The sequence below is a fragment of the Luteibacter pinisoli genome, from assembly GCF_006385595.1.
GTDB classification, from domain to species: domain Bacteria; phylum Pseudomonadota; class Gammaproteobacteria; order Xanthomonadales; family Rhodanobacteraceae; genus Luteibacter; species Luteibacter pinisoli.
In genome coordinates, this window is sequence record NZ_CP041046.1 from 1,126,292 (window position 1) to 1,150,690 (window position 24,399).

29 protein-coding genes are annotated in these 24,399 nt (G+C 65.9%); 25 read left to right on the forward strand and 4 right to left on the reverse strand.

Annotated elements, in window-relative coordinates:
- Nucleotide 1 precedes the first annotated feature (1 nt).
- The 16 genes from rplE (at nt 2) to FIV34_RS05195 (ending at nt 10,157) form a co-directional block, all read left to right on the forward strand.
- Entirely contained in the window at nt 2-541 is a 540-nt protein-coding gene (rplE, locus tag FIV34_RS05120; protein WP_139980305.1) for a 50S ribosomal protein L5, read from the forward strand.
- A gap of 14 nt (nt 542-555) precedes the next feature.
- Nucleotides 556-861, forward strand: coding sequence for a 30S ribosomal protein S14 (gene rpsN, locus FIV34_RS05125; RefSeq protein ID WP_139980307.1), 306 nt, complete (start codon nt 556-558; stop codon nt 859-861).
- A 176-nt stretch (nt 862-1,037) separates the two neighbouring features.
- A complete protein-coding gene (gene rpsH / locus FIV34_RS05130; RefSeq protein ID WP_139980309.1) occupies nt 1,038-1,433 on the forward strand; it encodes a 30S ribosomal protein S8 in 396 nt (131 codons plus the stop codon).
- 11 nt (nt 1,434-1,444) lie between these two features.
- Nucleotides 1,445-1,972, forward strand: coding sequence for a 50S ribosomal protein L6 (gene rplF, locus FIV34_RS05135; RefSeq protein ID WP_139980311.1), 528 nt, complete (start codon nt 1,445-1,447; stop codon nt 1,970-1,972).
- A gap of 30 nt (nt 1,973-2,002) precedes the next feature.
- The gene (gene rplR / locus FIV34_RS05140; RefSeq protein ID WP_139980313.1) at nt 2,003-2,353 is read left to right on the forward strand and encodes a 50S ribosomal protein L18; all 351 of its coding nucleotides are present in this window, start codon (nt 2,003-2,005) and stop codon (nt 2,351-2,353) included.
- A 127-nt stretch (nt 2,354-2,480) separates the two neighbouring features.
- On the forward strand, nt 2,481-2,990 hold the full coding sequence (gene rpsE, locus FIV34_RS05145) for a 30S ribosomal protein S5 (RefSeq protein WP_046967240.1): 510 nt from the start codon (nt 2,481-2,483) through the stop codon (nt 2,988-2,990).
- A complete protein-coding gene (gene rpmD, locus FIV34_RS05150) occupies nt 2,983-3,180 on the forward strand; it encodes a 50S ribosomal protein L30 (protein ID WP_139980315.1) in 198 nt (65 codons plus the stop codon). Before rpsE ends, rpmD begins: the two co-directional genes overlap by 8 nt.
- Nucleotides 3,180-3,617, forward strand: coding sequence for a 50S ribosomal protein L15 (gene rplO / locus FIV34_RS05155; protein ID WP_211352767.1), 438 nt, complete (start codon nt 3,180-3,182; stop codon nt 3,615-3,617). Before rpmD ends, rplO begins: the two co-directional genes overlap by 1 nt.
- A gap of 4 nt (nt 3,618-3,621) precedes the next feature.
- Nucleotides 3,622-4,944: a preprotein translocase subunit SecY gene (secY, locus tag FIV34_RS05160; protein WP_139980320.1), complete on the forward strand. Its 1,323-nt coding sequence runs from the start codon at nt 3,622-3,624 to the stop codon at nt 4,942-4,944.
- Nucleotides 4,945-5,070: 126 nt separating this feature from the next.
- A complete protein-coding gene (gene rpsM, locus FIV34_RS05165; RefSeq protein WP_139980322.1) occupies nt 5,071-5,427 on the forward strand; it encodes a 30S ribosomal protein S13 in 357 nt (118 codons plus the stop codon).
- Between the two features lie 12 nt (nt 5,428-5,439).
- A complete protein-coding gene (gene rpsK, locus FIV34_RS05170; protein WP_007513384.1) occupies nt 5,440-5,826 on the forward strand; it encodes a 30S ribosomal protein S11 in 387 nt (128 codons plus the stop codon).
- An 11-nt stretch (nt 5,827-5,837) separates the two neighbouring features.
- Nucleotides 5,838-6,464, forward strand: a complete 627-nt coding sequence (gene rpsD / locus FIV34_RS05175) for a 30S ribosomal protein S4 (RefSeq protein ID WP_139980325.1) — start codon at nt 5,838-5,840, stop codon at nt 6,462-6,464.
- Between the two features lie 16 nt (nt 6,465-6,480).
- Nucleotides 6,481-7,479 carry a DNA-directed RNA polymerase subunit alpha gene (locus tag FIV34_RS05180; RefSeq protein WP_045831144.1) on the forward strand — a complete coding sequence of 333 codons (999 nt, stop codon included), beginning with the start codon at nt 6,481-6,483 and terminating at the stop codon, nt 7,477-7,479.
- Between the two features lie 212 nt (nt 7,480-7,691).
- The gene (gene rplQ / locus FIV34_RS05185) at nt 7,692-8,075 is read left to right on the forward strand and encodes a 50S ribosomal protein L17 (protein WP_139980327.1); all 384 of its coding nucleotides are present in this window, start codon (nt 7,692-7,694) and stop codon (nt 8,073-8,075) included.
- A 161-nt stretch (nt 8,076-8,236) separates the two neighbouring features.
- Nucleotides 8,237-8,773, forward strand: coding sequence for a disulfide bond formation protein B (locus tag FIV34_RS05190; RefSeq protein ID WP_139980330.1), 537 nt, complete (start codon nt 8,237-8,239; stop codon nt 8,771-8,773).
- A 10-nt stretch (nt 8,774-8,783) separates the two neighbouring features.
- Entirely contained in the window at nt 8,784-10,157 is a 1,374-nt protein-coding gene (locus tag FIV34_RS05195; RefSeq protein ID WP_139980333.1) for a class II 3-deoxy-7-phosphoheptulonate synthase, read from the forward strand.
- Nucleotides 10,158-10,757: 600 nt separating this feature from the next.
- Here the strand turns inward: FIV34_RS05195 and scpC are convergent.
- Together scpC and queG are read right to left on the reverse strand one after the other, a co-directional pair.
- Nucleotides 10,758-12,272 carry a succinyl-CoA:acetate CoA-transferase ScpC gene (gene scpC, locus FIV34_RS05200; protein WP_139980335.1) on the reverse strand — a complete coding sequence of 505 codons (1,515 nt, stop codon included), beginning with the start codon at nt 12,270-12,272 and terminating at the stop codon, nt 10,758-10,760.
- Between the two features lie 109 nt (nt 12,273-12,381).
- Nucleotides 12,382-13,446 (reverse strand): tRNA epoxyqueuosine(34) reductase QueG, encoded by a 1,065-nt coding sequence (gene queG / locus FIV34_RS05205; RefSeq protein ID WP_139980338.1) that lies wholly within the window; start codon nt 13,444-13,446, stop codon nt 12,382-12,384.
- Nucleotides 13,447-13,482: 36 nt separating this feature from the next.
- Between queG and FIV34_RS05210 the strand changes: the two genes are divergently transcribed.
- The 5 genes from FIV34_RS05210 to FIV34_RS05230 all read left to right on the forward strand — a co-directional run bounded on the left by FIV34_RS05210 (nt 13,483) and on the right by FIV34_RS05230 (nt 19,967).
- On the forward strand, nt 13,483-14,958 hold the full coding sequence (locus FIV34_RS05210) for an NAD(P)H-hydrate dehydratase (protein ID WP_139980341.1): 1,476 nt from the start codon (nt 13,483-13,485) through the stop codon (nt 14,956-14,958).
- A gap of 1 nt (nt 14,959) precedes the next feature.
- On the forward strand, nt 14,960-15,409 hold the full coding sequence (tsaE, locus tag FIV34_RS05215; RefSeq protein ID WP_139980344.1) for a tRNA (adenosine(37)-N6)-threonylcarbamoyltransferase complex ATPase subunit type 1 TsaE: 450 nt from the start codon (nt 14,960-14,962) through the stop codon (nt 15,407-15,409).
- 124 nt (nt 15,410-15,533) lie between these two features.
- Complete coding sequence (locus tag FIV34_RS05220) at nt 15,534-17,153, forward strand: N-acetylmuramoyl-L-alanine amidase (protein WP_139980346.1); 1,620 nt, start codon at nt 15,534-15,536, stop codon at nt 17,151-17,153.
- Between the two features lie 70 nt (nt 17,154-17,223).
- Nucleotides 17,224-19,074, forward strand: coding sequence for a DNA mismatch repair endonuclease MutL (gene mutL, locus FIV34_RS05225; RefSeq protein WP_139980348.1), 1,851 nt, complete (start codon nt 17,224-17,226; stop codon nt 19,072-19,074).
- A gap of 5 nt (nt 19,075-19,079) precedes the next feature.
- Entirely contained in the window at nt 19,080-19,967 is an 888-nt protein-coding gene (locus FIV34_RS05230) for a DUF1684 domain-containing protein (protein WP_139980350.1), read from the forward strand.
- A 3-nt stretch (nt 19,968-19,970) separates the two neighbouring features.
- Here the strand turns inward: FIV34_RS05230 and FIV34_RS05235 are convergent, their stop codons facing one another.
- Nucleotides 19,971-20,753 carry an enoyl-CoA hydratase/isomerase family protein gene (locus FIV34_RS05235; protein WP_139980352.1) on the reverse strand — a complete coding sequence of 261 codons (783 nt, stop codon included), beginning with the start codon at nt 20,751-20,753 and terminating at the stop codon, nt 19,971-19,973.
- A 146-nt stretch (nt 20,754-20,899) separates the two neighbouring features.
- On the opposite strand from FIV34_RS05235, the gene bamJ reads away from it, so the two are divergent.
- Genes bamJ through FIV34_RS05255 form a run of 4 tightly spaced genes read left to right on the forward strand, consistent with a single transcriptional unit; the run spans nt 20,900 to nt 23,294 of the window.
- A complete protein-coding gene (gene bamJ / locus FIV34_RS05240) occupies nt 20,900-21,613 on the forward strand; it encodes a BamJ family beta-barrel-assembly machinery protein (protein WP_139980354.1) in 714 nt (237 codons plus the stop codon).
- 27 nt (nt 21,614-21,640) lie between these two features.
- The gene (locus FIV34_RS21400; RefSeq protein ID WP_139980356.1) at nt 21,641-21,832 is read left to right on the forward strand and encodes a DUF1289 domain-containing protein; all 192 of its coding nucleotides are present in this window, start codon (nt 21,641-21,643) and stop codon (nt 21,830-21,832) included.
- Nucleotides 21,832-22,440 (forward strand): CoA pyrophosphatase, encoded by a 609-nt coding sequence (locus tag FIV34_RS05250; protein ID WP_139980358.1) that lies wholly within the window; start codon nt 21,832-21,834, stop codon nt 22,438-22,440. The genes FIV34_RS21400 and FIV34_RS05250 overlap by 1 nt, the downstream gene beginning before the upstream one ends.
- A complete protein-coding gene (locus FIV34_RS05255) occupies nt 22,434-23,294 on the forward strand; it encodes a sulfurtransferase (protein ID WP_139980360.1) in 861 nt (286 codons plus the stop codon). The genes FIV34_RS05250 and FIV34_RS05255 overlap by 7 nt, the downstream gene beginning before the upstream one ends.
- Nucleotide 23,295: 1 nt before the next feature.
- Here the strand turns inward: FIV34_RS05255 and FIV34_RS05260 are convergent, their stop codons facing one another.
- Nucleotides 23,296-24,327, reverse strand: coding sequence for an oxidoreductase (locus tag FIV34_RS05260; protein ID WP_139980362.1), 1,032 nt, complete (start codon nt 24,325-24,327; stop codon nt 23,296-23,298).
- Between the last annotated feature and the right edge of the window lie 72 nt (nt 24,328-24,399).

A 24,399-nucleotide genomic window follows, 5' to 3' on the forward strand; every position in this document is an offset into this window, starting at 1 on the left:
CATGACCCGCCTTGAAACGTTTTACAAAGATTCGGTGATGCAGAAGCTCACCGAGCGCTTTGGCTACCAGAACGTCATGGAAGTCCCGCGCATTACGAAGATCACGCTCAACATGGGCGTCGGCGAAGCTGCCGGTAACAAGAAGATCCTCGACAATGCCGTGGCTGACATGACCAAGATCGCCGGCCAGAAGCCGGTCACCACGAAGGCTCGCGTCTCCGTCGCATCGTTCAAGATCCGCGACGGCTGGCCGATCGGTTGCAAGGTCACCCTGCGCCGTGCCCAGATGTGGGAGTTCCTGGACCGCCTGATCAACATCTCGCTGCCGCGTACGCGCGACTTCCGTGGTGTCTCGGGCCGTGCATTTGATGGCCGCGGTAACTACAACTTCGGCATCAAGGAACAGATCATCTTCCCGGAAATCGACTTCGACCAGGTCGACGCGCTGCGCGGTATGGATATCTCCATCACCACCACTGCGAAGTCCGACGAAGAAGCCAAGGCACTGTTGGAAGCCTTCAGCTTCCCGTTCCGCAACTGATTACCAGGTAGAACATGGCCAAGACCTCGATGATTGAGCGTGATGTCAAGCGCTCCAAGCTCGTCAAGAAGTACGCCGCCAAGCGCGCCGAACTGAAGGCGATTGTTCTGAGCGCCACCGCCTCGTATGACGAGAAGATGGAAGCCCAGACCAAGCTGCAGAAGCTGCCGCGTGACGCTTCGCCGTCGCGTCAGCGCAACCGCTGCGCCCTGACCGGCCGCCCGCGTGGCGTCTACAGCAAGTTCGGCCTCGGCCGCAACAAGCTGCGCGAAGCCACCATGCGTGGCGACGTGCCGGGCCTGCGCAAGGCAAGCTGGTAATACCTGGATCCGCCCCCTCGGGGGCGGGGCAGGGCACGGGCTGGGCAAAAGTTGCCCAATCCGCGACAGCCTGATATAGTCGTTGGTCTGCGCAATGCAGACCGACGTCTTGTCGGCTTTACAATTTAAAGATCTCCGGTAATTCGGATATCGGTGCACTCTCAAGGGTTTTTTCTATGAGCATGACTGATCCCATCGCCGATCTGTTTACGCGCATCCGCAATAGCCAGGCCACTGGCAAGTCGGTTGTCCGTATGCCGTCGTCGAAGATGAAGCTGGCCCTCGCCCAGCTCCTGCAGAACGAAGGCTATGTCCTTGACGCCCGCGTTGCCGAAGAAGACGGCAAGCCGGTCCTCGAGATCAAGCTGAAGTATTTCGAAGGCCGTCCGGCTATCGAAACCATCGCCCGTGTCAGCCGTTCGGGTCTCCGCGTTTACCGCGGCAAGGACGAGCTGCCGAAGGTTCTCGGCGGCCTGGGTATCTCGATCATCTCCACCTCCGCCGGTCTCCTGACCGATGCGCAGGCCCGTGCCAAGGGTCTGGGTGGCGAAGTCATTGGCCAGGTGGCGTAAGGAGTCCTGATATGTCACGTGTAGCCAAGAAGCCCATCACGCTCCCCAAGGGCGTTGAAATCTCGGTCGCCAACGGCACCGTCTCCGTCAAGGGCCCCAAGGGCACCCTGACCACCCACGAACTGCCGGGCATCTCGTTCGCGCAGGAAAATGGCGTGGCCACGGTTGTCGTTGCCGATGGCACTGACGACAAGTTCGGCGGTACCGCTCGCGCCATCGTCGCGAACATGGTCATCGGCGTGGCCAACGGCTTCGAAAAGAAGCTGGAACTGGTCGGCGTCGGTTACCGCGCGCAGATGCAGGGCAAGTCGATCAACCTTTCGCTCGGCTTCTCGCATCCGGTCGTCTTCGAGGCGCCGGAAGGCATCACCATCGAAACCCCGACGCAGACGGAAGTCCTGGTGAAGGGCGCCGACAAGCAGCTCGTCGGCCAGGTGGCTGCGAAGATCCGCGCATTCCGTTCGCCGGAACCCTACAAGGGTAAGGGCGTCCGCTATGCCGGCGAGAAGATCATCCTGAAGGAAGCCAAGAAGGCCTAATCGGCCTATCCGCTTTCTGGAGACGAGACGATGAACAAGAACGAATCCCGCCTGCGCCGCGCCAAGTCGACCCGCTCTCACATCCGTGAGCTCGCCGTCGCCCGCTTGAGCGTGCACCGCACTGGCCAGCACATCTACGCCCAGGTCTTTGCACCGAACGGCACCGTCGTGGCAGCTGCCTCGACCGTGCAGAGCTCGGTGGCCGAAGGCCTCAAGAGCAAGAAGAACGTCGAGGCCGCCACCACGGTGGGTCGCATCGTTGCCGAGCGCGCCAAGGCCGCCGGTATCGAAGCCGTCGCGTTCGACCGCTCGGGTTTCCGTTACCACGGTCGCATCAAGGCTCTCGCCGATGCGGCTCGTGAGGCCGGCCTCAAGTTCTAAGAGGCGTCAGGCCACGGCATCGGCCCCTCGGGGCCGGTGTCGCCCGATGTACCTACAACACCAAGCGGCGACCAAGCCGTAAACAGAAGTCCCGGCTAACTATCATTCCGGGCTATCAGGAAAAGAGATGTCCTCGACAGATCGCGAAAATTCGGACGGCATGCTTGAAAAGCTTATCGCCGTCAACCGCGTGGCCAAGACCGTCAAGGGTGGCCGCCAGATGAGCTTCACCGCGCTGACGGTTGTCGGCGATGGCGAAGGCCGCGTCGGTTTTGGTTATGGCAAGGCGCGTGAAGTGCCGGTCGCCATTTCCAAGGCCATGGAACGCGCCCGCCGCAACATGGTCACGATTGAACTGAACCAGGGCACCCTGTGGTACGCCATCAAGGCCAACCACGGCGCAGCCCGCGTTTACATGCAGCCCGCTTCCCAGGGTACCGGCGTCATCGCCGGCGGCGCCATGCGCGCTGTCCTCGAAGTGGTCGGCGTGAAGGACGTGCTGGCCAAGGCCGTCGGCTCGCGCAACCCGATCAACCTCGTCCGCGCGACGATCAAGGGTCTGCAGGCCGTCGCCTCGCCGAAGCGCATCGCCGCCAAGCGTGGCAAGACGATCGAAGAGGTGCTGGGCAATGGCTAAGAACACCGAAACCACCGGCACCGTCCGCGTGCGCCTCGTCAAGGGCCTGCGTGGTGTGCAGGGTCGTCATCGCCTGAGCGTCAAGGCCCTCGGCCTCGGCAAGCTCAACGATGTCCGTGAACTGAAGGATTCCCCGCAGGTCCGTGGCCTCATCAACACGGTCTACTACCTGGTCCGGGTTGAGGAGTAATAATCATGCGTCTTAATGATCTCCGCCCTGGTAAGGGCGCTCGCAAGACCCGCACCCGCGTCGCTCGCGGTATTGGTTCCGGCCTCGGCAAGACTGCCGGCCGTGGCCATAAGGGTCAGCACGCTCGTGCCGGTAACACGCACCGCGTCGGTTTCGAAGGCGGCCAGATGCCGCTGCAGCGTCGTCTCCCGAAGGTGGGCTTCCGCTCGCTGAAGAAGGCCGACACCGAACAGGTCATGCTCTATCAGCTGGCGGCTATCGAAGCCGACACCATCGATCCGATCGCTCTGCACGCCGCTGGCCTCGTGACCAGCCGCGCCAAGAAGATCAAGATCGTGCTGAAGGGCGAGATTACTCGCGCTGTGAAGCTCCAGGGTGTGCTCGCGACGGCCGGTGCCAAGGCCGCCATCGAAGCCGCCGGCGGCAGCGTGGAGTAATACAGTGGCTGGAGCGCAGGGCAATTCGCTCGGCTCGCTGGGCAAACTGACGGAACTGCGTCAGCGCATCTTTTTCCTGATTGGTGCGCTGATCGTCTTCCGCCTCGGCTCGTTCATTCCCGTTCCGGGCGTGAACCCCGAGGCGATGACGAGCCTGGTTGAGGGCGGCGGCGGCCTGCTGAACATGGTCAACATGTTCTCGGGTGGTTCGCTGTCCCGCTTCTCGGTCTTCGCACTGGGTGTCGTGCCTTATATCTCGGCTTCGATCGTGGTCCAGATGATGGGCTCGGTCATTCCTTCGCTGATGGCATTGCGCAAGGAAGGTGAGTCGGGTCGTCGCAAGATGACGATGTACACCCGCTTCGGCACGGTCGGCCTCGCGGCCTTCCAGGCCTTCGGCATCGCGGTCGCCCTGCAGAAGCAGGTCGCGGCAGGCGGTTCGCCGGTGGTGTACATGCCGGGTCCTGGTTTCATCATGGCTTCGGTCGTCGGCCTCACCGCCGGCACCATGTTCCTGATGTGGCTGGGCGAGCAGATCACCGAGCGCGGTATTGGCAACGGCATTTCGATGCTGATCTTCGCCGGTATCGTGGCTGGCCTGCCCGCTGCGGTGGCGCACACGCTGAGCATGGCGAACAACGGCGAGCTGTCGGTCCTGAAGCTGCTGCTGGTCACCGTGGTCATCCTGGGTGTCACGGCTTTCGTGGTGTTCATGGAGCGCGCCCAGCGGCGCATCACCGTGAACTACGCGAAGCAGGGCAACCAGCGTCAGTTCCAGCGCCAGACATCGCATCTGCCGCTGAAGATCAACATGGCGGGCGTCATTCCGCCGATCTTCGCGACCAGCCTGCTGTTGTTCCCGGCTACCGCGGCAACCTGGTTCGGCTCTGCCCACCAGTCGCGTTGGCTGCAGGCGGTGACCACGGCGCTGAGCCCGGGTGAGCCCATCCACGACATCGTGTTCGCGGTGCTGGTGATCGGTTTCGCCTTCTTCTATACGGCGATCGTGTTCAACTCGCAGGAAACGGCCGATAACCTCAAGCGTTCGGGCGCGCTGATTCCGGGCATCCGCCCGGGTCGGGCCACGGCGGACTACATCGATGGCGTCATGACCCGGCTTACCGGTGTTGGCGCGCTCTACATCGTCCTGGTCTGCCTGGTGCCCACGTTCCTTCAGAACGCCTGGCACGTACCGTTCTATTTCGGCGGCACTTCGCTGCTGATCGTGGTGGTGGTGGTGATGGACTTTACGGCCCAGGTCCAGGCCCATCTCGTCAGCCACCAGTACGAGAGTCTGCTTAAGAAGTCCAATCTCCGCCGCGGCTGAGATTGGACTGGAAGTCCCCGAGTAGGGGAGGCCGTGGCACCTGGTGCCGCTGGACTTCCCGTTTAGGTTAATTAAGGTTAGAATTGCGCGTTTACCGCGCTCGAAGCACATTGGAGACAGTACATCATGGCGCGCATCGCGGGTGTCAATTTGCCGGTCCAGAAGCATGTCTGGGTTGGCCTGCAGAGCATTTACGGAATCGGCCGTTCGCGGGCGAAGAAGGTCTGTGCCGACGCTGGCGTGGTTTCGACCACCCAGATCAAATCGTTGAGCGAAGGCGAGGTCGAGAAGATCCGCGCTGAAATCGCCAAGTACACGGTCGAAGGCGATCTTCGCCGCGAGATCGGTATGGCGGTCAAGCGTCTGATGGACCTGGGTTGCTATCGTGGCCTGCGCCATCGTCGCGGCCTGCCGGTGCGCGGCCAGCGCACGCGTACCAACGCCCGTACCCGCAAGGGTCCGCGTCGTCCGATCAAGAAGTAACGGATACCGATTATGGCTAAGCCGGTTAAGACCAAGAAGAAGATTAAGCGCGTTGTCACGGATGCCGTGGCCCACGTGCAGGCTTCGTTCAACAACACGATCGTCACGATCACCGATCGCCAGGGCAACGCCCTGTCGTGGGCGACTGCTGGTGGCGCGGGTTTCCGCGGTTCCCGTAAGTCGACCCCGTTCGCTGCCCAGGTTGCCGCCGAAAAGGCTGGCCGCGCTGCCGGCGACTACGGTGTGAAGACCGTGGAAGTTCGCATCAAGGGCCCCGGCCCGGGCCGTGAGTCGGCCGTGCGTTCCCTGAATGCGTTGGGCTACAAAGTGCTCAACATTATTGACGTCACGCCGATTCCGCATAACGGCTGCCGTCCCCCCAAGAAGCGTCGCGTCTAAGGAGCATACCCATGGCCCGTTATCGTGGAGCTACCTGCAAACTTGCGCGTCGTGAAGGTGCCGACCTCGGTCTGAAGAGCCCGGCCCGCGCGCTTGATTCCAAGTGCAAGCTCGAAAACAAGCCCGGTCAGCATGGCGCCAACAAGCGCGCCCGCCTGTCCGACTACGCAGTGCAGCTGCGTGAGAAGCAGAAGGTCAAGCGCATCTACGGTGTGCTTGAGCGTCAGTTCAGCAACTACTACACCAAGGCTTCGACCCAGAAGGGCAACACAGGTGAAAACCTGCTTCGCCTCCTGGAGAGCCGGCTCGACAACGTCGTCTACCGCATGGGTTTCGCGGTCACCCGCGCCCAGGCCCGCCAGCTCGTCGCCCATAAGTCGGTGACGGTCAACGGCAAGAAGGTCAACGTTCCCTCGTACCACGTCCGTCCGGGCGACGAGGTTTCGCTGACCGAGAAGGCCCGTACGCAGTTGCGTGTGCAGGAAGCGGCGACGATCTACGACACGATGGACCTCCGTCCGACGTGGGTCGAAGTCGACAGCAAGAAGTTCGCAGGCACGTTCAAGGCCGTCCCTGATCGTGGTGATCTGCCGGCCGATATCAACGAAGCCCTGATCGTCGAGCTTTACTCGAAGTAATCCACCGGAGCCTTGCATGGCAGTATCGTCAACTAGTGTGCTGCGGCCCCGCGGCCTCAGCGTCGAGCAGCTCGGAGCGAACCGCGCCAAGGTGGTGGTCGAGCCGCTCGAGCGTGGCTTTGGTCACACCCTGGGCAACGCGCTGCGCCGCGTGCTGCTCTCTTCGATTCCGGGCAGCGCCATCGTCGAAGTCGAAATCGACGGCGTGCTGCACGAGTACACCACCCTGGAAGGCCTTCAGGAAGACGTCATTGAGGTTCTCCTGAACCTCAAGGACGTTGCGATTCGCCAGCACAGCGGTGACGAAGTCACCCTGACGCTGTCGAAGAAAGGCAAGGGCGTGGTCACGGCGGGCGATATTGCCGTCGACCACACCGTTGAAATCGTCAACCCGGACCATGTGATCTGCCACCTCACCAAGGATGTGGCCCTGAACATGCGTTTGAAGGTTCGCAAGGGCGTCGGCTACCAGCCGGCCTCTGCTCGCCAGCATCCGGATGACGAGACGCGGCCGATCGGCCGTCTGCAGCTCGACGCGTCGTTTGCGCCGGTGTTGCGCGTGGCTTACGAAGTGGACGCCGCTCGTGTTGAGCAGCGCACCAACCTCGACAAGCTCGTGCTCGACATCGAGACGAACGGCACGATCGGCGCTGAAGACGCTGTCCGCAAGGCGGCTGAAATCATCAACGACCAGCTGTCGGTTTTCGGCGATTTCTCGCGCCGCGAGTCCGATTCGACCAAGGCGGAGAAGGGCGGTTTCGATCCGCTGCTGCTCCGTCCGATCGACGACCTCGAACTGACGGTTCGTTCGGCGAACTGCCTCAAGGCAGAGAGCATTTACTACATCGGCGACCTCGTGCAGAAGACGGAAGTCGAACTGCTCAAGACGCCGAACCTGGGCAAGAAGTCGCTGACCGAAATCAAGGATGTCCTTGGCGGTCGTGGCCTGGCCCTGGGCATGAAGCTCGAGAACTGGCCGCCGCCGGGTCTGTCCCACGGCATGCAGCTCGGCTGATGTTTTACGGGGCGATCGGTTTTCGATCGCCCCGGTTCCTTTTGCACGATCCGGCGGATGCCATGCGCACTTCCCCCGGCATATCAAAGCGGTCCATAGAGGCCGTGCTCTTATAACGGGGCGTTCTGACAGCCTCGAATAGCGGGAAACCGCGGAAAGTCGGCTCATCCTGGCCGGCCTTTCATAACAACAGACCTTAGAGAGTAAACGCCATGCGCCACCAGAAATCCGGTCGCAAGCTCAACCGCACGAGCAGCCACCGCGAAGCCATGTTCAAGAACATGGCCGCGTCGCTGATCAAGCACGAGCTTATCCGCACCACCCTTCCCAAGGCGAAGGAACTCCGTCGCGTTGCCGAGCCGCTCATCACGCTCGCCAAGACCGACGGCGTTGCCAACCGCCGCCTCGCTTTCGCGCGTCTGCGCGACAAGCAGGCTGTCGGCAAGCTGTTCGTCGAGCTCGGCCCGCGTTACCGCGAGCGTCCCGGCGGCTACCTGCGTATCCTCAAGTGCGGCTTCCGCCCGGGCGACAGCGCCCCGATGGCGTACGTCGAGCTGGTGGATCGCCCGAAGACCGATGCTGCCGACGCTGAGTAAGCGTTAGCGACATCCAGAGGTACCCAAACCCCGGCCGGGCAACCAGCCGGGGTTTTTTTCGCTAAGTCGTTGACTCAGTTACAAACGAAACTTCTGCGACCTGCTGACAAACCGGTGCACAAAGCGTTAACGTGGGTGTCCCCGCACCGCACCATCCCCGAATGAATCCTCTCGCCTGGTCGTACCGCTCCCGCTATCTCGCTGGTTTCCTTGTCTGCGCTGGCCTCATGGGCTTCGCGCTGTATGCCCAGTACGAGATGCACCTGGATCCGTGCCCGCTGTGCATCTTCCAGCGCATCGCGGTGTGCATCATGGGTCTGGTATTCCTCATCGGTGGCTTGCACGCGCCGGTGCGCAAGGGCGCTCGCGCCACCTACGCCATCCTGGCCACCCTGGGCGGCGCGTGGGGCATCGCGACGGCCGGCCGCCACCTGTGGCTGCAGACCCTTCCGGCCGACCAGGTGCCGGCGTGTGGGCCCGGGCTCGGCTACCTGTTTGACGCCTTCCCCTTCATGAAGATGCTGAAGCTTGCCTTCACCGGTTCCGGTGAGTGCGCCAAGGTAGAGCCCATCCTCGGCGTTCCCATGCCGGGCTGGACCTTGCTCTGGTTCATCATCCTCATCGCCTGGGCCTGGATGGCCCTGCGCAGCTCCGATCGTTCCCCGACTTCCCGCGCCGTTCAAAGCGCTACCACGTAGGCCCGCCGTTATGCCGCATTCCCTCAAAGCCGTTCCTTCCCCGTCCGCACCCTGGGCGCCGGATTCGTGGCGGACGCGGACTGCCCTGCAGCAGCCGACGTACGAGAACCTCGACGAACTCAACGAGGCCCTCGCCCAGCTGGGCGATCTCCCGCCGCTGGTGACCTCCTGGGAGATCCTGACCCTCAAGCAGCGCATCGCCGAAGCTCAGGAGGGCGAGCGTTTCCTCCTCCAGGGTGGCGACTGCGCCGAGAGCTTCGCCGATTGCAGCAGCCCGATCATTTCGAACCGGTTGAAGGTGCTGCTGCAGATGAGCCTGGTGCTCGTGCACGGGCTGAAGAAGCCGGTGCTTCGCGTGGGCCGTTTCGCCGGCCAGTACGCCAAGCCGCGCTCGGCTGACACGGAGACCCGTGACGGCGTCACCCTGCCGGCGTTCCGTGGCGACCTGGTCAACAGCCCCGCGTTCACACCCGAGGCCCGCCGCGCCGATCCGCTGCGCCTGATCAAGGCGCACGCACGTTCAGCGATGACGATGAACTTCGTCCGCGCGCTCATCGACGGTGGCTTCGCCGACCTGCATCACCCTGAGTACTGGGACCTCGCGTGGGTGGAGCATTCGCCGCTCGCCGCCGAGTACCGCCGCATGGTGGCCAGCATCGGTGACTCGCTGCGCTTCATGGAGACCCTGGCCGGCCAGTCGATTGCCAGCTACTCACGCGTGGATTTCTACACCTCGCACGAGGCCCTCCTGCTGCACTACGAGGAAGCGCTCACGCGCCAGGTGCCGCGCCAGGACGGCTGGTTCAACCTGTCCACGCACTTCCCGTGGATCGGCATGCGCACGGCGGCGCTCGATGGCGCCCACACGGAATACTTCCGCGGCATCCGCAACCCGATCGCCGTGAAAGTCGGCCCGACGGTGCAGCCGGACGACCTGCTGCGCCTGATCGACGTGCTGAACCCGAACGACGAGCCGGGCCGCCTGACCCTGATCCACCGCATGGGCAACGACAAGATCGGCACCCAGCTGCAGCCGCTGCTCGAGGCCGTGAAGGCTGACGGTCGTCGCGTGCTGTGGGTGGCGGATCCGATGCACGGCAACACCGAGAGCACCAGCAACGGCTACAAAACACGGCGCTTCACGAACATCGCCGGCGAGCTGGACCAGGCGTTTGATATCCACGCGGCCGCCGGCACGCGCCTTGGCGGCGTGCATCTGGAGCTGACGGGTGAGAACGTGACGGAGTGCCTTGGTGGTGCGCGTGGGCTGGTCGAGCAGGATCTGGACCGCGCTTATAAGTCGATGGTGGATCCACGCCTGAACTATGAGCAGTCGCTTGAGCTGGCGATGTTGATCGTCCGGAAATCGGGCGGCATGGTGTAACAAGAAAACCCCGCTTCGGCGGGGTTTTTTATGCGGTTCATTCGCTTCCGCGAATGCGTGTTTTTAGCGGCTGATGCCGCCTCGGCCCATGGGGGTCGGGGCGAAGAGCCCTCGGCGCCCACCCTCGCTGCTCAGACAACGCTCTGCGTTCGAAAAGGAGAGCCGCTACGCGGCTGGTTTTCTTATTGGCCTACGGCCGCGAACCGGTGGCTGGGCGGGGGTTTTCGACACGACATTCCCTGTCGTGGCGAAAACGGTGGGCCCTCCATGGCCCACCCCCTGCGGGCCTGATCCTTCCAGCCCCCTCGCGACACTAAACTCGCCTCGAGGGTGGGCACCGAGGGCTCTCGTCAACACTGAGGGGGTGTGACGAAAAGCCGCCGCCAGAGCTTGGGCCATGTGCCGTTTGTGCGAAAGATGTCGCACCCTGAAGGGCGTAAACGCACAAGGTGCGCTCCTACAAAGCGGCGGTGAAGCTTGTGTGGCACTGAACCGGATGGGTGGTTGTGGGGCCTTGCCGTCCCCACCCCGCGAAACCCGCAAGAGCAAGGCGGCGTCAGCCGCTAGTCACATGCATTCGCGAAGGCGAATGAACCGCCTTCAACCCAACATCGTTCCCGTATCCAGCCAACGCTGATGCCACGACAGCGCTTCCGGCAACAGATGCGGCGTGTGCTTGCCGTAGCTCACTCGCGACGCCCGATCAAAATAATCCTCCAGCTGCGCGCGATACGACGGATCCACGCAGTGGTCGAGGATTTGCCGCGCGCGGTGCCGCGGCGGCAGGCCACGAAGGTCCGCCAGGCCGTGCTCGGTCACGATGATCGACACATCGTGCTCCGTGTGATCCACGTGGCTCACCATCGGCACCAGTGCGGAAATGCTGCCGTTCTTCGCCGTGCTCGGGCTGAGGAAAATCGACAGGAAGCTATTGCGCGCGAAATCACCCGAGCCGCCGATGCCGTTCATGATGCGGCTGCCCATCACGTGCGTGGAGTTCACGTTGCCGTAGAGGTCTGCTTCGATCATGCCGTTCATGGCGATGCAGCCCAGGCGGCGGACGAGCTCCGGATGGTTGGATATCTCCTGCGTCCGCATGATGATGCGTTCGCGGTAGAACGCGATGTTGCGCTTGAACTCCTCGTTGGCGGCCGGACTCAGTGCGAAACCCGTGCACGAGGCCACGCGAAGGACGCCGTCGCGCAGCATGTCGAGCATGCCGTCCTGGATCACTTCGGTGAACGCGGAGAGGTCGCGGAAGCCGCTTTCGGCAAGGCCTGCGAGGACGGCATTCGGGATATTGCCCACGCCCGACTGCAGCGGCAGCAGGTTCTCCGGCAGCCTTCCCATCCTGACTTCGTGTTTCAGGAATTCGATCAGATGGCCAGCGATGCGCTTGCTCGTGTCATCCACGGCGGCGAAGGGGCTGTTGCGGTCGGGCCCGTGCGTGCGCACCACCGCCACCACCTTGTCCGGGTCGCAACGCAGGGACGTTTCGCCGATGCGGTCATCGGCCTGCACCAGCGGAATCGGCTTGCGATGCGGGGGCAAGGCGGTGCCGTAGTACACGTCGTGCATGCCGTCGATGCCATCGGGCTGCCAGTCGTTCACCTCGATGATCACTTTCTTGGCGAGGTCCAACCAGGTCTTGTTGTTGCCTACCGACGTCGACGGGATGAGCGATCCGTCTTCGCGGATGCCGGACACTTCGATCACCGCCGTATCGATCTCGCCGTAGAAGCCAAACCACACGTGTTGCGCCACGTGGCTGAGATGGATGTCGATGTAATCGAGCGTGCCCGCGTTGATGCGCTGGCGTGCGTCGGGGTCGGTCTGGAAGGGCATGCGCAGGGCGATGCCGTCGGCCTGCGCCAGCGCGCCATCCAGCTCCGGCGCGGTGGACGCACCGGTCATCAGGCGGATGCGGAATGCCTCGCCGGCGACGTGCGCATCGTCGATGCGGCGGGCGAGGGCAAGCGGCACGGCTTTCGGGTAGCCGGAGCCGGTGAAGCCGCTCATCGCCACGGTTTCGCCGGGCTGGATCAACGCGGCGGCGGCCTCGGCGCTGACCACGCGGTCGCGCAGGAGGGAGGAAAGGATGCGTTCGGAAGACATGCAGCGAGCCGGTGCAACGGGAGGGGAACGCCAATTATCCCGCCCGGTCGACGGGGCGGCCCATGCGACCATGGTGGTATGGCAACGTGCCGCAGGGCGTGTGGCCGGGCTAGCCGTTGTGGCGCGCCAGGGCCCACGCGACATGTTCCTGCACCACCGGCGAAGGGTCGTTCTCGCGGGCGCGCAGCGAGGTCACTACGTCCGTGCTGGTCGGCGCATTGCCCAGCCCCACGGCGAGGTTACGCAGCCAGCCCTCGTAGCCCGTGCGGCGGATGGCCATGCCCTCGGTGCGCGACAGGAATTCCTCTTCGGTCCACGCGAACAGTTCCACGAGCCGTGGCCCATCCAGGCTGTGCCGCGGCGCGAAGTCAGGTTCCGTCGCGTCCTGGGCAAACTTGTTCCACGGGCAGATCAGCTGGCAGTCGTCGCAACCGAAGACGCGGTTGCCCATCGGTGCGCGCAGTTCCTCGGGGATGCTGCCCTTGAGTTCGATGGTGAGATACGAGATGCAGCGTCGGGCGTCGAGGCGATACGGCGCCACGATCGCCTGGGTCGGGCAGATATCGATGCATTTGCGACAGCTGCCGCAGTGCGCGGAGGCGGGCGCATCCACCGGCAAGGGCAGGTTGGTGTAGAGCTCGCCGAGGAAGAAGTACGAGCCGGCGCGCTTGTTGATCAGCACGGTGTGCTTGCCGATCCAGCCCAGCCCGGCGTTGCGGGCGAGCGCTTTTTCCAGCACCGGTGCCGAGTCCACGTAGGCGCGGTAGGCGAAATCACCCACGCGTTCGGTAATGCGTGACGCCAGCTTCTGCAGGCGGTTGCGCATCACCTTGTGGTAATCGCGGCCCAGCGCATAGCGGGCGATATACGCCTTGTCGGTGTCGTGGATCACGTCCCACGCATTGGCGGTGCCGGGCGGGATGTAATCCATGCGGACGGAAATCACCCGAAGCGTGCCTGGCTCGAGTTCGGCGGGGCGGCTGCGGCGCGTGCCATGGCGTGCCATGTAATCCATCTCGCCGTGATGGCCGTCGGCCAGCCAGCGTTCGAGGTAGGCCTCGTCGTGGCCCAGGTCCGTGCCTGCGATGCCGGCGTCCGCGAAGCCAAGCTCGCCCGCCCAACGCTTGATGTCGTCGGCCAGTGCGGCGTAATCGATGTCGGTGGAAGCAGGCATACGCCCATTCTACTTGGCCCACCTATAATCATCCGGATGAGCGCTCCCCACCTCGATACCGCCCTCTTCACGTCCGCCCAGGCGCGCGCCATCGACCGGCGGGCGATCGACGAGCTGGGCATCCCCGGGTTCGAGCTGATGTCGCGCGCGGCCGCCGCTGCGTTCGCCCAGCTGCGGCGCCACTGGCCGGAAGCGAGGCGCCTGCGCATCGTCTGCGGCGCTGGCAATAACGGGGGCGACGGCTACCTGGTCGGGCGCGATGCCCTGGCCGCTGGCCTGCAGGTGGACCTGCTTGCGCTGGGAACGCCGGCCGAAGGCGGTGATGCCGCGGCAGCGCGCGAGGCCTTCCTGGCCGCCGGTGGCACGCTGTACGGGGTGGCGGACGACGATGCCCTGGCGACGCCGGATGTCATCGTCGACGCCATCTACGGCACCGGCCTCAACCGCGCGCCGGAAGGCGAGGCGAAAGACGCCATCGAGGCGATCAACGCCGCTGGCGTGCCCGTCCTCGCCCTCGACATCCCGTCGGGCCTCTCGGCCGACACCGGCTCGTGCCCGGGTGTCGCCGTGCGTGCCACGGCGACCGCCACCTTCATCGTCCACAAGCGCGGCTTGCATACCCATCTCGCCGAGCTCGCGGGCGAGATCGTGCTGCATGCGCTGGGCCTGCCGGCTTCCCTGCGTGAAACGCCCGATGCCACATTGCTGCGCCCGCAGGGCCTGCCGCCGCGTCCCCGTGACTCGCACAAGGGCAGCAATGGCCACGTACTGGCCATCGGTGGCGACCATGGCACCGGCGGCGCCGTACGTATGGCCGCCGAGGCCGCGGCGCGCACGGGCGCCGGGCTGGTCAGCGTCGCCACGCGCGAACAGAACGTGCTGGCGATGAACGCCGCGCGCCCGGAGCTGATGGCGCATGCCGTGGACGGCCCGCAATCCCTGCAGCCGATGCTCGACAAGGCCTCGGTCCTGGCCATCGGCCCCGGCCTCGGCCAGGCCGCGTGGGGCCACGCCCTGTGGGTAACCGCCCTGGATTCGGGCAAGCCGACGGTGCTCGACGCCGATGGTCTCAACCTGCTGCATGCCGAGCCGCGCGTGTTACCGGCCGCCATCGTGCTCACCCCGCACCCGGGCGAGGCCAGCCGCCTGCTCGGCATCCCCACGGCCGAGATCCAGGCCGACCGGTTCGCCGCCGTCCGGGCACTGGCTCGCCGCTTTGAAGCCGTGGTGGTGCTGAAGGGCAACGGCAGCCTCATCGGCGCACCCGATGGTCGCGTGGCCGTCTGCCCCTGGGGCAACCCGGGCATGGCCAGTGGCGGGATGGGTGACACGCTGACGGGCATCATCGCCGGCCTCCTTGGCCAGGGCTGCAACCCCTTCGAGGCGGCCTGCCTGGGCGTGGGCCTGCACGCCCGCGCCGCCGATGCGGCCGCCCGTGATGGCGAGCGTGGCCTCCTGGCCGGCGACCTGCTTGTACCGTTGCGCCGACTCATTAACGGCCTGGAGGCGTGAGATGGAACTGACCCTGGCCGATGAGGCCGCCACGATCGCCCTGGGCCGCCGCGTTGCCGCGGCGCTGCCCGGCGGCCTCGTCGCCTTCCTGCACGGCGACCTTGGCGCCGGCAAGACCACTTTCGCCCGCGCATTCCTGCAGGCGCTGGGCGTGGGTGAGCGGGTGAAAAGCCCGACGTACAGCCTGGTCGAAGGCTATGAGTTCGGCGACCGCCGCGCCTTCCATCTTGATCTTTACCGCATTGCCGACCCCGGCGAACTCGAATGGCTCGGCCTCGACAGCCTGGCCGAGCCGGGCGCCATCGTGCTGGTGGAATGGCCCGAGCGCGGCGCGGGCGCGCTGCCGCCCGTGGATCTCGAACTGAGCTTCCGCCACGAGGGCAGTGGCCGCAGCGTGGGCTTTGTCCCGCACTCCGAGGCAGGTCGCCGGCTGGTCGACGCGCTGTCCTGAGGCGCAACTCGTGCGCGATTGCAGCACATTCCTGTATGGCTGTTGACGAAGTGTTCGCAGGTCATGGATTAGCAAGGGAAAAAATCTTGCAATCCGCGGGCGCATGGAGTTCAATCCGGGCCATATGAGGGGAATCACTACCAAACTAAGGGTTCTTGCGTGCGTGACCGCCGTCGCGACGCTGGCCCCTGCCGCTTCGCAGGCGGCTGACGTGAAGGCGGCGCGCGTATGGGCAGGCCCCGAGTACACGCGCGTGGTCTTCGACCTTTCCGGTCCGGCCACCTACAAGATGTCCCAGGGCGACACCCCGGGCAGCGTGGTGCTGGATATCGCCGGCAGCGCCGTCGCGCCTGATTTCTCGGCGCCGGGCGGGCAGGGCCTGTTCAAGTCCATGAGCACCGGCAAGCAGGGCGGCACCGCGCGCCTGACCGCCACCGTGGACGCGAAGGCCAAGCCGAAGAGCTTCCTGCTCAAGCCGGCCGGCGACTACGGCTACCGCCTGGTCCTGGACCTGTACCCCGGCGGCCAGACCGACCCGGGCGACAACCCGGTAAGCGATGACGACACCCCGTCGGTGTCGAAAGCCATGGCTGACGCGCCGGCCGACGCCCCCGCCGCCACGGTGTCGAAGGGCCGCGGCAAGACCATCCCCGCGGGCGTGCCGCCCATGGCGGGCGGCCGCAAGGTCGTGGTGGCCATCGATGCCGGCCACGGCGGCGAAGATCCGGGCGCCAAGGGCGCCACGGGCCTGCGCGAGAAAGACGTCACCCTGATGGTGGCCCGCGAGCTGGCCGACCAGATCAACCGCCAGCCCGGCATGCAGGCCGTGCTGACCCGCAACGGCGATTACTTCATCCCGCTGAAGCGGCGCTACCAGATCGCCCGCGAGCACAACGCGGACATGTTCGTGTCGATCCACGCGGACGCGTTCAAGAACAGCGACGCCAAGGGCTCCTCGGTGTGGGTGCTGTCGCCGCGTGGCAAGACCTCCGAAGCCTCGCGCTGGCTGGCCGATCGCGAAAACCGCGCCGACCTGGTCGGTGGCGTGTCGCTGGATGACAAGGACGACTCGCTGGCCGCCGTGCTCCTCGACCTGCAGCAGGGCTATGCCATGCAGGCCTCCGAGCAGATCGCCGGCAACGTGCTGAAGGCGCTGGGCAGCCTTGGCCCGACCCATCGCGGCTACGTGGAGCGCGCCAACTTCGTGGTGCTGCGCTCGCCGGACGTGCCGTCGATCCTGGTGGAAACCGCGTTCATCACCAATCCCTCGGAAGAAACCCGCCTGCGTGACAGCGGGCACCGCCGCGAGCTGGCGAATGCCGTGCTGGGTGGCGTGCGCAACTATTTCGAATCCATGCCCCCGCCGGGCACGTGGTTCGCCGCCCAGGCGGCGCGCCGTAACGGCACCTACGTGGCGTCCACGCCGGCGCCTGTCGAGGCGGACGGCAGCGATGACGCGACGGATGCCAAGCCGGTGGCGAAGGCCCCCACCCGCGCCACGGCGAAGGCACCGGTGGTGTCGAAGCCCGCGAAAATGGTGGCCCAGGCCGATGCGCCGGCGAAGAAATCCGGTGGCAGCCGCGCGGACGACAATATCCGCGACCTGCACCGCGTCGGCCGTGGCGAAACCCTTACTGGCATCGCCCAGCAGTACGGTATTTCCGTGGGTTCGCTGAAGCTCGCGAACAAGATGAACGACAACACGGTGCGCGTCGGCACCGTGATGGTCATCCCCTCGGGCTGACCCGACGCGCCTCCATGGCGGGGCGCGTTCCGTTATTCTTCTGGCCTGAAGTTGCTGTCAGGTCACGCCCATGCCCATCCGTCCCCTTCCGCCCGAGCTGATCAACCAGATCGCCGCCGGTGAAGTCATCGAACGCCCCGCGTCGGTGGTGAAGGAACTCGTGGAAAACAGCATCGATGCCGGCGCCCGCCGCATCGATGTCGACATCGAGCAGGGCGGCGTGCGGCTCATCCGCGTCCGCGACGATGGCGGTGGCATTCCGCGTGAGGAACTGCCACTGGCCGTCGCCTCGCACGCCACCAGCAAGATCGCCAGCTTCGATGACCTCGAGCGCGTCGCCAGCATGGGCTTCCGCGGCGAAGCGCTGGCCTCGGTATCGTCGGTGGCGCGCTTCGCGCTCACCTCGCGCCATGCCGGTCACGACGAGGCCTGGCGTATCGAAGTGGATGGTGGCAAGTACACCGATGCGCGTCCGGCGCAGCATCCGCCTGGCACCACGATCGAAGTACGCGACCTGTTCTACAACGTGCCCGCCCGGCGCAAGTTCCTCCGCGCCGAACGCACCGAGTTCGCGCACATCGACGACCTGCTCAAGTCGCTGGCGCTCGCCCGCGAAGGCGTCGATATCCGGCTGACCCACAACGGCAAGCCGGTGCGCCTGTTGAAGCCCGCGCGCGACGAGCACGCGGCGCTCGCTCGCGTGGCCGAAGTGCTCGGCCCCGACTTCCCCGGCCAGGCGCTGCGTGTTGAACACGAAGCCGCTGGCATGCGCCTCTCCGGCTGGGTGGGCTTGCCCACCGCATCGCGCGGCCAGGCCGACCAGCAGTATTTCTACGTCAACGGGCGGCTGGTGCGCGATCGCATCGTGGCGCACGCCGTGCGCCAGGCCTATGCCGACGTCCTGTTCCACGGCCGTCATCCGGTGTTCGTGCTGTTCCTCGAGCTCGACCCCGCCGGCGTCGATGTGAACGTGCACCCGGCGAAGAGCGAAGTGCGCTTCCGCGAGCAGCGCCTGATCCACGACTTCCTGTTCCGCACGCTGCACGAAGCGCTGTCACAGACGCGCGCGGGCGCGGCGGCTCCGGAGTCACCGATGCCGGTGGCGGCCGCGGCGGGCAGCGCGTTCGAATCGCGCGCGTCGCAGCCGATGGCATCGATGCCCGCATGGCCGATGCCATCGAGCCAGTCACGCCTCAACCTGGGTGTGCGCGAAGAGCCGCTGGCCGACTACGCCACGTTACTGGGCGACACGCGCAACGCGCCCACGGCGTTTGCGCCGCGGCCGTCCACGGCGTGGTCGCCCACGCAGGCGCAGGACCCGGAGCAGGGCGATGACGTGCCCCCGCTGGGCTACGCCATCGCGCAGCTGAAGAACATCTACGTGCTCGCGGAAAACGCACATGGCCTCGTGCTGGTCGACATGCACGCGGCACACGAACGCATCACCTACGAGAAGCTCAAGAACGGCCGCGTCACCGCAAGCCTGCGTTCGCAGATGATGCTGGTGCCGCTGTCCATCGCCGTTAGCGCGAAGGAAGCCGCCGCCGCGGAAGAGCACGCCGACGCGCTGGCGGAGTGGGGCCTGGAGCTCTCACGCAGCGGCCCTTCTGGCGTGGTCGTGCGTCGTATTCCTTCCCTGCTGGAAGGCGCTGACGTGGGCCAGCTCACGCGCGATGTGCTCAGCGAGCTCGCGCAGCACGGCAGCTCACGCCGTCTGGAAGAACTCGAAAACGAACTGCTTTCCACGATGGCCTGCCACGGTTCGGTCCGTGCCGGGCGCCGTCTTGGCTTGCCAGAAATGAATGCTCTCCTGCGTGAAATGGAAGCCACCGAGCGCAGCGGCCAGTGCAACCACGGCCGCCCCACCTGGGTGCAGCTCTCGCTGTTCGAGCTGGACAAACTGTTCCTCCGCGGAAGATAAACCCCATGATTCGTACGCTCGCCCTCGCTTCCGTCGTGGCCATCGCCACCGGCAACGCCATCGCCTCCGACGACCTGACGGCCACGGTGCAGAAGGCTCGCGCCGACCGGCTTTCGGCGCTCACCGCGCCCGATGGCTGGCTGAGCCTGATCGGCCTGGAATGGCTGCAGCCCGGTGCCAACCGTATCGGCAGCGCTACGGACAACGACATCGTGCTGAAGGCCGGGCCCGCCCACCTCGGCACCATCACGCTGGACGACAGTGGCACGGCCACCATCGAGCTGGCGAAGAACAGCGGTGCGCTGGTCGACGGTCGCGAGGTGGAGCGCGCCACGCTGATGGACGATGCACCGGGCCACACGCCGACCGAAGTACGCTTCGGCACGGCGCACTTTTTCATCATCGCCCGCGATGGCCGCAAGGCCCTTCGCGTGAAGGATGAAAACGCCGAAACGCGCACGCACTTCGTGGGGCTCGATTACTTCGACATCGACCCGTCGTGGCGCGTGGTGGCCGACTGGGTGCCCTTCGATCCGCCGCATGAGCTGGAGATCGGCTCGGTGCTCGGCACCATCGACAAGGAGAAGGTGCCGGGCAAGGCGGTGTTCAAGCGTGACGGCCAGACCTTCGAGCTGTACCCGATCCAGGAAGAACCGGACTCGCTGTTCTTCGTGTTTGCCGACCGTACCAGCGGCAAGGAAACCTATGGCGCGGCGCGCTTCCTAGACACGCCGCTGGCGAAGGACGGCAAGCTGGTGCTGGATTTCAACCAGGCGCGCAACCCGCCGTGCGCGTTCACGCCGTACGCGACCTGCCCGCTGGCACCGCCGGAGAACCGGCTGGATGTGCGCATCACAGCCGGTGAGAAGAACTACCGGGGGTCACACCACTAAGCGTCAGGTGCCCTTGAACGCCGGCTTGCGGCGTTCGAGGAAGGCGCTGGTGCCTTCGCGCATGTCGTCGGTCGAGAAGGCGATGGCGAAGCCCTGCGTTTCAAACGCGAGGCCCTGGTCGATGGCGCACTCGCCGCCTTCGATCACCGCTTCGAGGATGCCCTTCAGCGCGAGCGGCGCCGCGGCGGCCAGCTGGTCGGCCATGGTGTCCACGCTGGCATCGAGTTCATCAGCGGCGACCACGCGGGTCACCACGCCCAGCTTCTCGGCGCGGGTGGCGTCGATCTGCTGGCCCAGCAGGCAGAGCTCCAGCGCGGCGCCACGGCCGGCAAGGCGGGTGAGTCGCTGCGTGCCACCAAAGCCCGGGATCAGCCCGAGGCCGATTTCCGGCTGGCCGAACTTCGCCTTCTCGCTGGCCACGCGCAGGTGGCAGGCCATGGCCAGTTCCATGCCGCCGCCCAGCGCGTAGCCCTGGATCTTCGCGATCACCGGCTTGCCAAGGCGCTCGATCGTCAGCATCAGTTCCTGCCCGGCGCGTGACGCGGCCTGGGCCTTCACCGGCGACCACGCGGTCATTTCCGAGATATCCGCACCTGCGACAAAGGCCTTTTCGCCGGCGCCGGCCAGCACCACCGCGCGCACCGCATCGTCCTGCTGGGCCTGGCGGAAGGCCAGGGTCAGCTCGCCGATGGTTTCGCGGTTCAGCGCGTTGAGCTTGTCCGGACGGTTGACGGTAATCGTGCGGACGGGGCCGCGGTCGGTGGTGATCAGGGTGCGGAAGGCCATGGTGAATTCCGGCGTGGGGAAAGATGGCGGATGGTAACAGGGGAACCTTTACCCCCCGAAAGCCGTCTGATGCCGTACGGGCACCGGGCGGCGCCAATGGACTATCCTCCACGCGTGCCCGGGAATCCGGGTCCACGGAGAACGGGATGTCACCCACGCGTCTGCTAGCCATCGTCCTAAGCCTTTGCTGTGGAACGGCCTTTGCCCAGGCGGCGCCCCAGGCGCCGGCCGCCGGCGCACCCGTCATCGACAAGACGAAGCTCTCGTACGCCATCGGCTACCAGATCGGCACGCAGTTCGCGAACAGCGCGCAGCCCGATGTGGATATCGCCATCCTGGTGAAGGCCCTGCAGGATGGCTACGCCAAGCGCGCGCCGGGCGTGCCCATCGACGTCATGCAGCAGCAGCTGGTGAATTTCGATGCCAAGGTGCAGCGCGACTCCGTGGTGGAATTCCGCCGCGTAGCCACCGCCAACGCCCAGCGAAGCACCGATTTCCTTGCCAAAAACAAGTCTCGCCAGGGTGTCATCACCCTGCCGTCGGGCATCCAGTACAACGTGCTGGAGCGTGGCCATGGCCCGCAGGCGCAGGTGACCAGCACCGTCGTCGTCAACTACCGCGGCGCGCTGATCGACGGCACCGAGTTCGACAGCTCCTACGCCCATGGCAAGCCGGTGACCTTTACCGTCAACCGGGTCATCCCCGGCTGGCAGGACGTGATCCCGCGCATGCACGTGGGCGACAAGTGGCGCGTGGTGATCCCGCCGCAGCTGGCCTATGGCGAGCGCGGTGAACTGCCGCGCATCGGCCCCAACGAGGCCCTGGTGTTCGAGATCGAACTGGTCGACATCCGCCAGTAGGCCGCAGGCGCTAGAATGGCCGGCGACATGGCCATCGCTCCTCCTCCTTCCGCCGCGCTTCCGCTGACTCCGTGTACCGGCGTCTGCCGGCTCGACGCGCGTGGCCTTTGCGAAGGCTGCCTGCGCACGGGCGGCGAAATCGCCGCATGGCGCACGCTCAGCGACGAGCAGAAGCTCTGGATCATGGATGAAGTGCTTCCGCATCGGCAGGGCAGCTGATGGACGACCTGCTGGCGCGGCTGCACGGTGCATTGCTTCCGCTGGAAGCGCCTCCCGGCCCGCACGGCTGGAACCACGATGACATGGTGCGCCTCATCGGCGACGTGCCCCGTCGGCGGGCCGCGGTGCTGATCGGCATCCGCGACGATCGCGAACAGAACGTGCTGTTTACCCTGCGCACCGACACCTTGCAGCAACACGCCGGCCAGGTCGCGTTTCCGGGTGGCCGCGTGGAAGCCAGCGACGCGGACGTCGTCGCCACGGCACTGCGCGAGAGCCGCGAGGAGATTGGCCTGGACGAGCGCTTCGTCACGCCGCTGGGTTACCTGGAAGCGATGGAAACCATCAGCGGTTTCAGCGTCACGCCGGTGGTCGCGCGCATCGCGGCCAACGCGCCGCTGAAGCCCGATCCGGGCGAAGTGGCGGAAGTCTTCGAAGTCCCGTTCGCCTTTTTTACCGACCCGGCCAACCTCCGCCGCTACCGGATGGATTTTCGCGGGCACAATCGCGAGATGGTGGAGTTCCTGCATGCGGGGTACCGCATCTGGGGCGCCACGGCGGCCATGCTGTTCAACCTGCTGAAGCGGATGGGCCACGTGCCATGCTGATTTCCCGCACCCTGATCGACGTGGCCACCGCCGCGGACCTTCCGCCGGCCGAAGTGCTGTTCGTCGACTGCCGCGTCGACCTCGCCGATCGGCAGAAAGGCGATCACGAATACGCGGCCTCGCACATTCCCGGCGCCGTGCGCGCCGACCTCGAGCGCGACCTCTCTGACATGGTGACCCCGGCCAACGGTCGCGGACGCCATCCCCTGCCGGAGCGTGCGCTGTTCGAGGCCTTCCTGGCGACCATCGGCTGGCGGCCGGATGTCCAGGTCGTTGCCTACGACAGCGCGGGCGGCGCGCTCGCCGCGGCACGGTTCTGGTGGCTGGCGCGACTGGCCGGGCTCGACAACGTGGCGGTGCTCGACGGGGGCTGGCCCGCGTGGCTGGCGGCGAATCGGCCCGTGGACAGCGTCGTGCCCGTGCGCGAACGGACCAGCGTCGAAGCCTGTTTCGACGAGGCCGGCACGGTCTCGGCCGCGGAACTCACGGCGGGCCTCGCCAGCGGGCACGTCGTGCTGCTGGATGCACGCGCGGCCCCACGCTATCGCGGCGACGTGGAGCCGCTGGATCCCGTGGCCGGGCATGTTCCCGGCGCGCGTAACCGGCCCTTCGCCGACAACCTGGACGCGCAGGGCCTGTTCCGTCGTCCGGAAGAACTGCGCAAGGCATTCGAAGGGCTGATCGGGCTGACCGAGCCCGAGAACGTGGTGCACATGTGTGGCTCGGGCGTCACCGCGTGCCACAACCTGCTGGCCATGGAATACGCGGGCCTGTGTGGTTCACGCCTGTACGCGCCGTCGTGGTCGGGCTGGGTCTCCGATCGCTCGCGGGACGTGGCGACCGGGGACCACTGACTCAGAGCGGGACGGTACGGCGTTCCCGCGCCGATACCTGCGCCGCTTCGATCACGCGGATAACGTCGCGCGCTTCGTGCGCCAGCACGGGCAGGTCGCCCTCGCCGCGAATCGCTGCGGCCACGCCGTCGTAATACGCGGTGTAACGGCCGGGCAGGGTGTCAATGGTGGTCCCGGTGCCATCCACATCGGTGAAGCGGCCGAAGTAGGCCGGATCATCCTCACCCCAGCCTGTGCCACCGGGACGCTTGCCTTCGCGCAGCGCCGCTTCCTGGCCGTCGATGCCGTACTTCACGAAGCTGCCGCCATCGCCGTGGACGAGGTAGCGCGGGCCGGGATCACGCACCAGCACGGACGCATGCAGCACGGCCCGGCGGTGGCCGTAGTCGAGCACGAGGTGGAAGTAATCGTCCGCCTTCGCCGCCGCACGCTGGCGGGTCACGTCGGCGGTCACCGCACGCGGCAGGCCGAACAGTACCAGCGCCTGGTCGATCAGGTGCGCGCCTAGGTCGTAGAGCAACCCTGAACCCGGCACCTCGGTCTCACGCCAGCCCTGCTTGATCTCGGGCCGGAAGCGGTCGAAATGCGCTTCGAAATACACGACCTCGCCGAGGCGCCCGTCTTCGACCAGGCGGCGCACGGTGAGGAAGTCGTTGTCCCAGCGGCGGTTCTGGAACACCGACAGCTGGCGCTGCTTCTCTGCGGCCAGCGCGATCAACGCCTCCGCCTCGGCCGCATTCAGCGTGAAGGGTTTATCGACGACGACGTGCTTGCCTGCGTCGAGCGCGGCGCGAGCCAGCGACGCGTGGGTGTCGTTGGGCGAGGCGATCACCACCAGCGCGATCCCGGGGTCGCGGATCAGGTCCTGCGGATCGGCGTAGGCGCGTGCCTCGGGGAAGTCGCGGGCAATCTCATCGGCGCGGCGGCTGCCGATGGCGGCCAGGCGGAGTCCTTCGGCGGCAGCGATCAGGGGTGCATGGAAGAAGGCGCCTGCGGTGCCGTAGCCGATCAGGCCGGTAGAAATGGGTTGCATGGGGGCTCCGGGCAAGAACAGGGCCCAAGCGTAGCGCGGCCGGCCTCAGGATTTCGTTTAGGATCGTGCTTA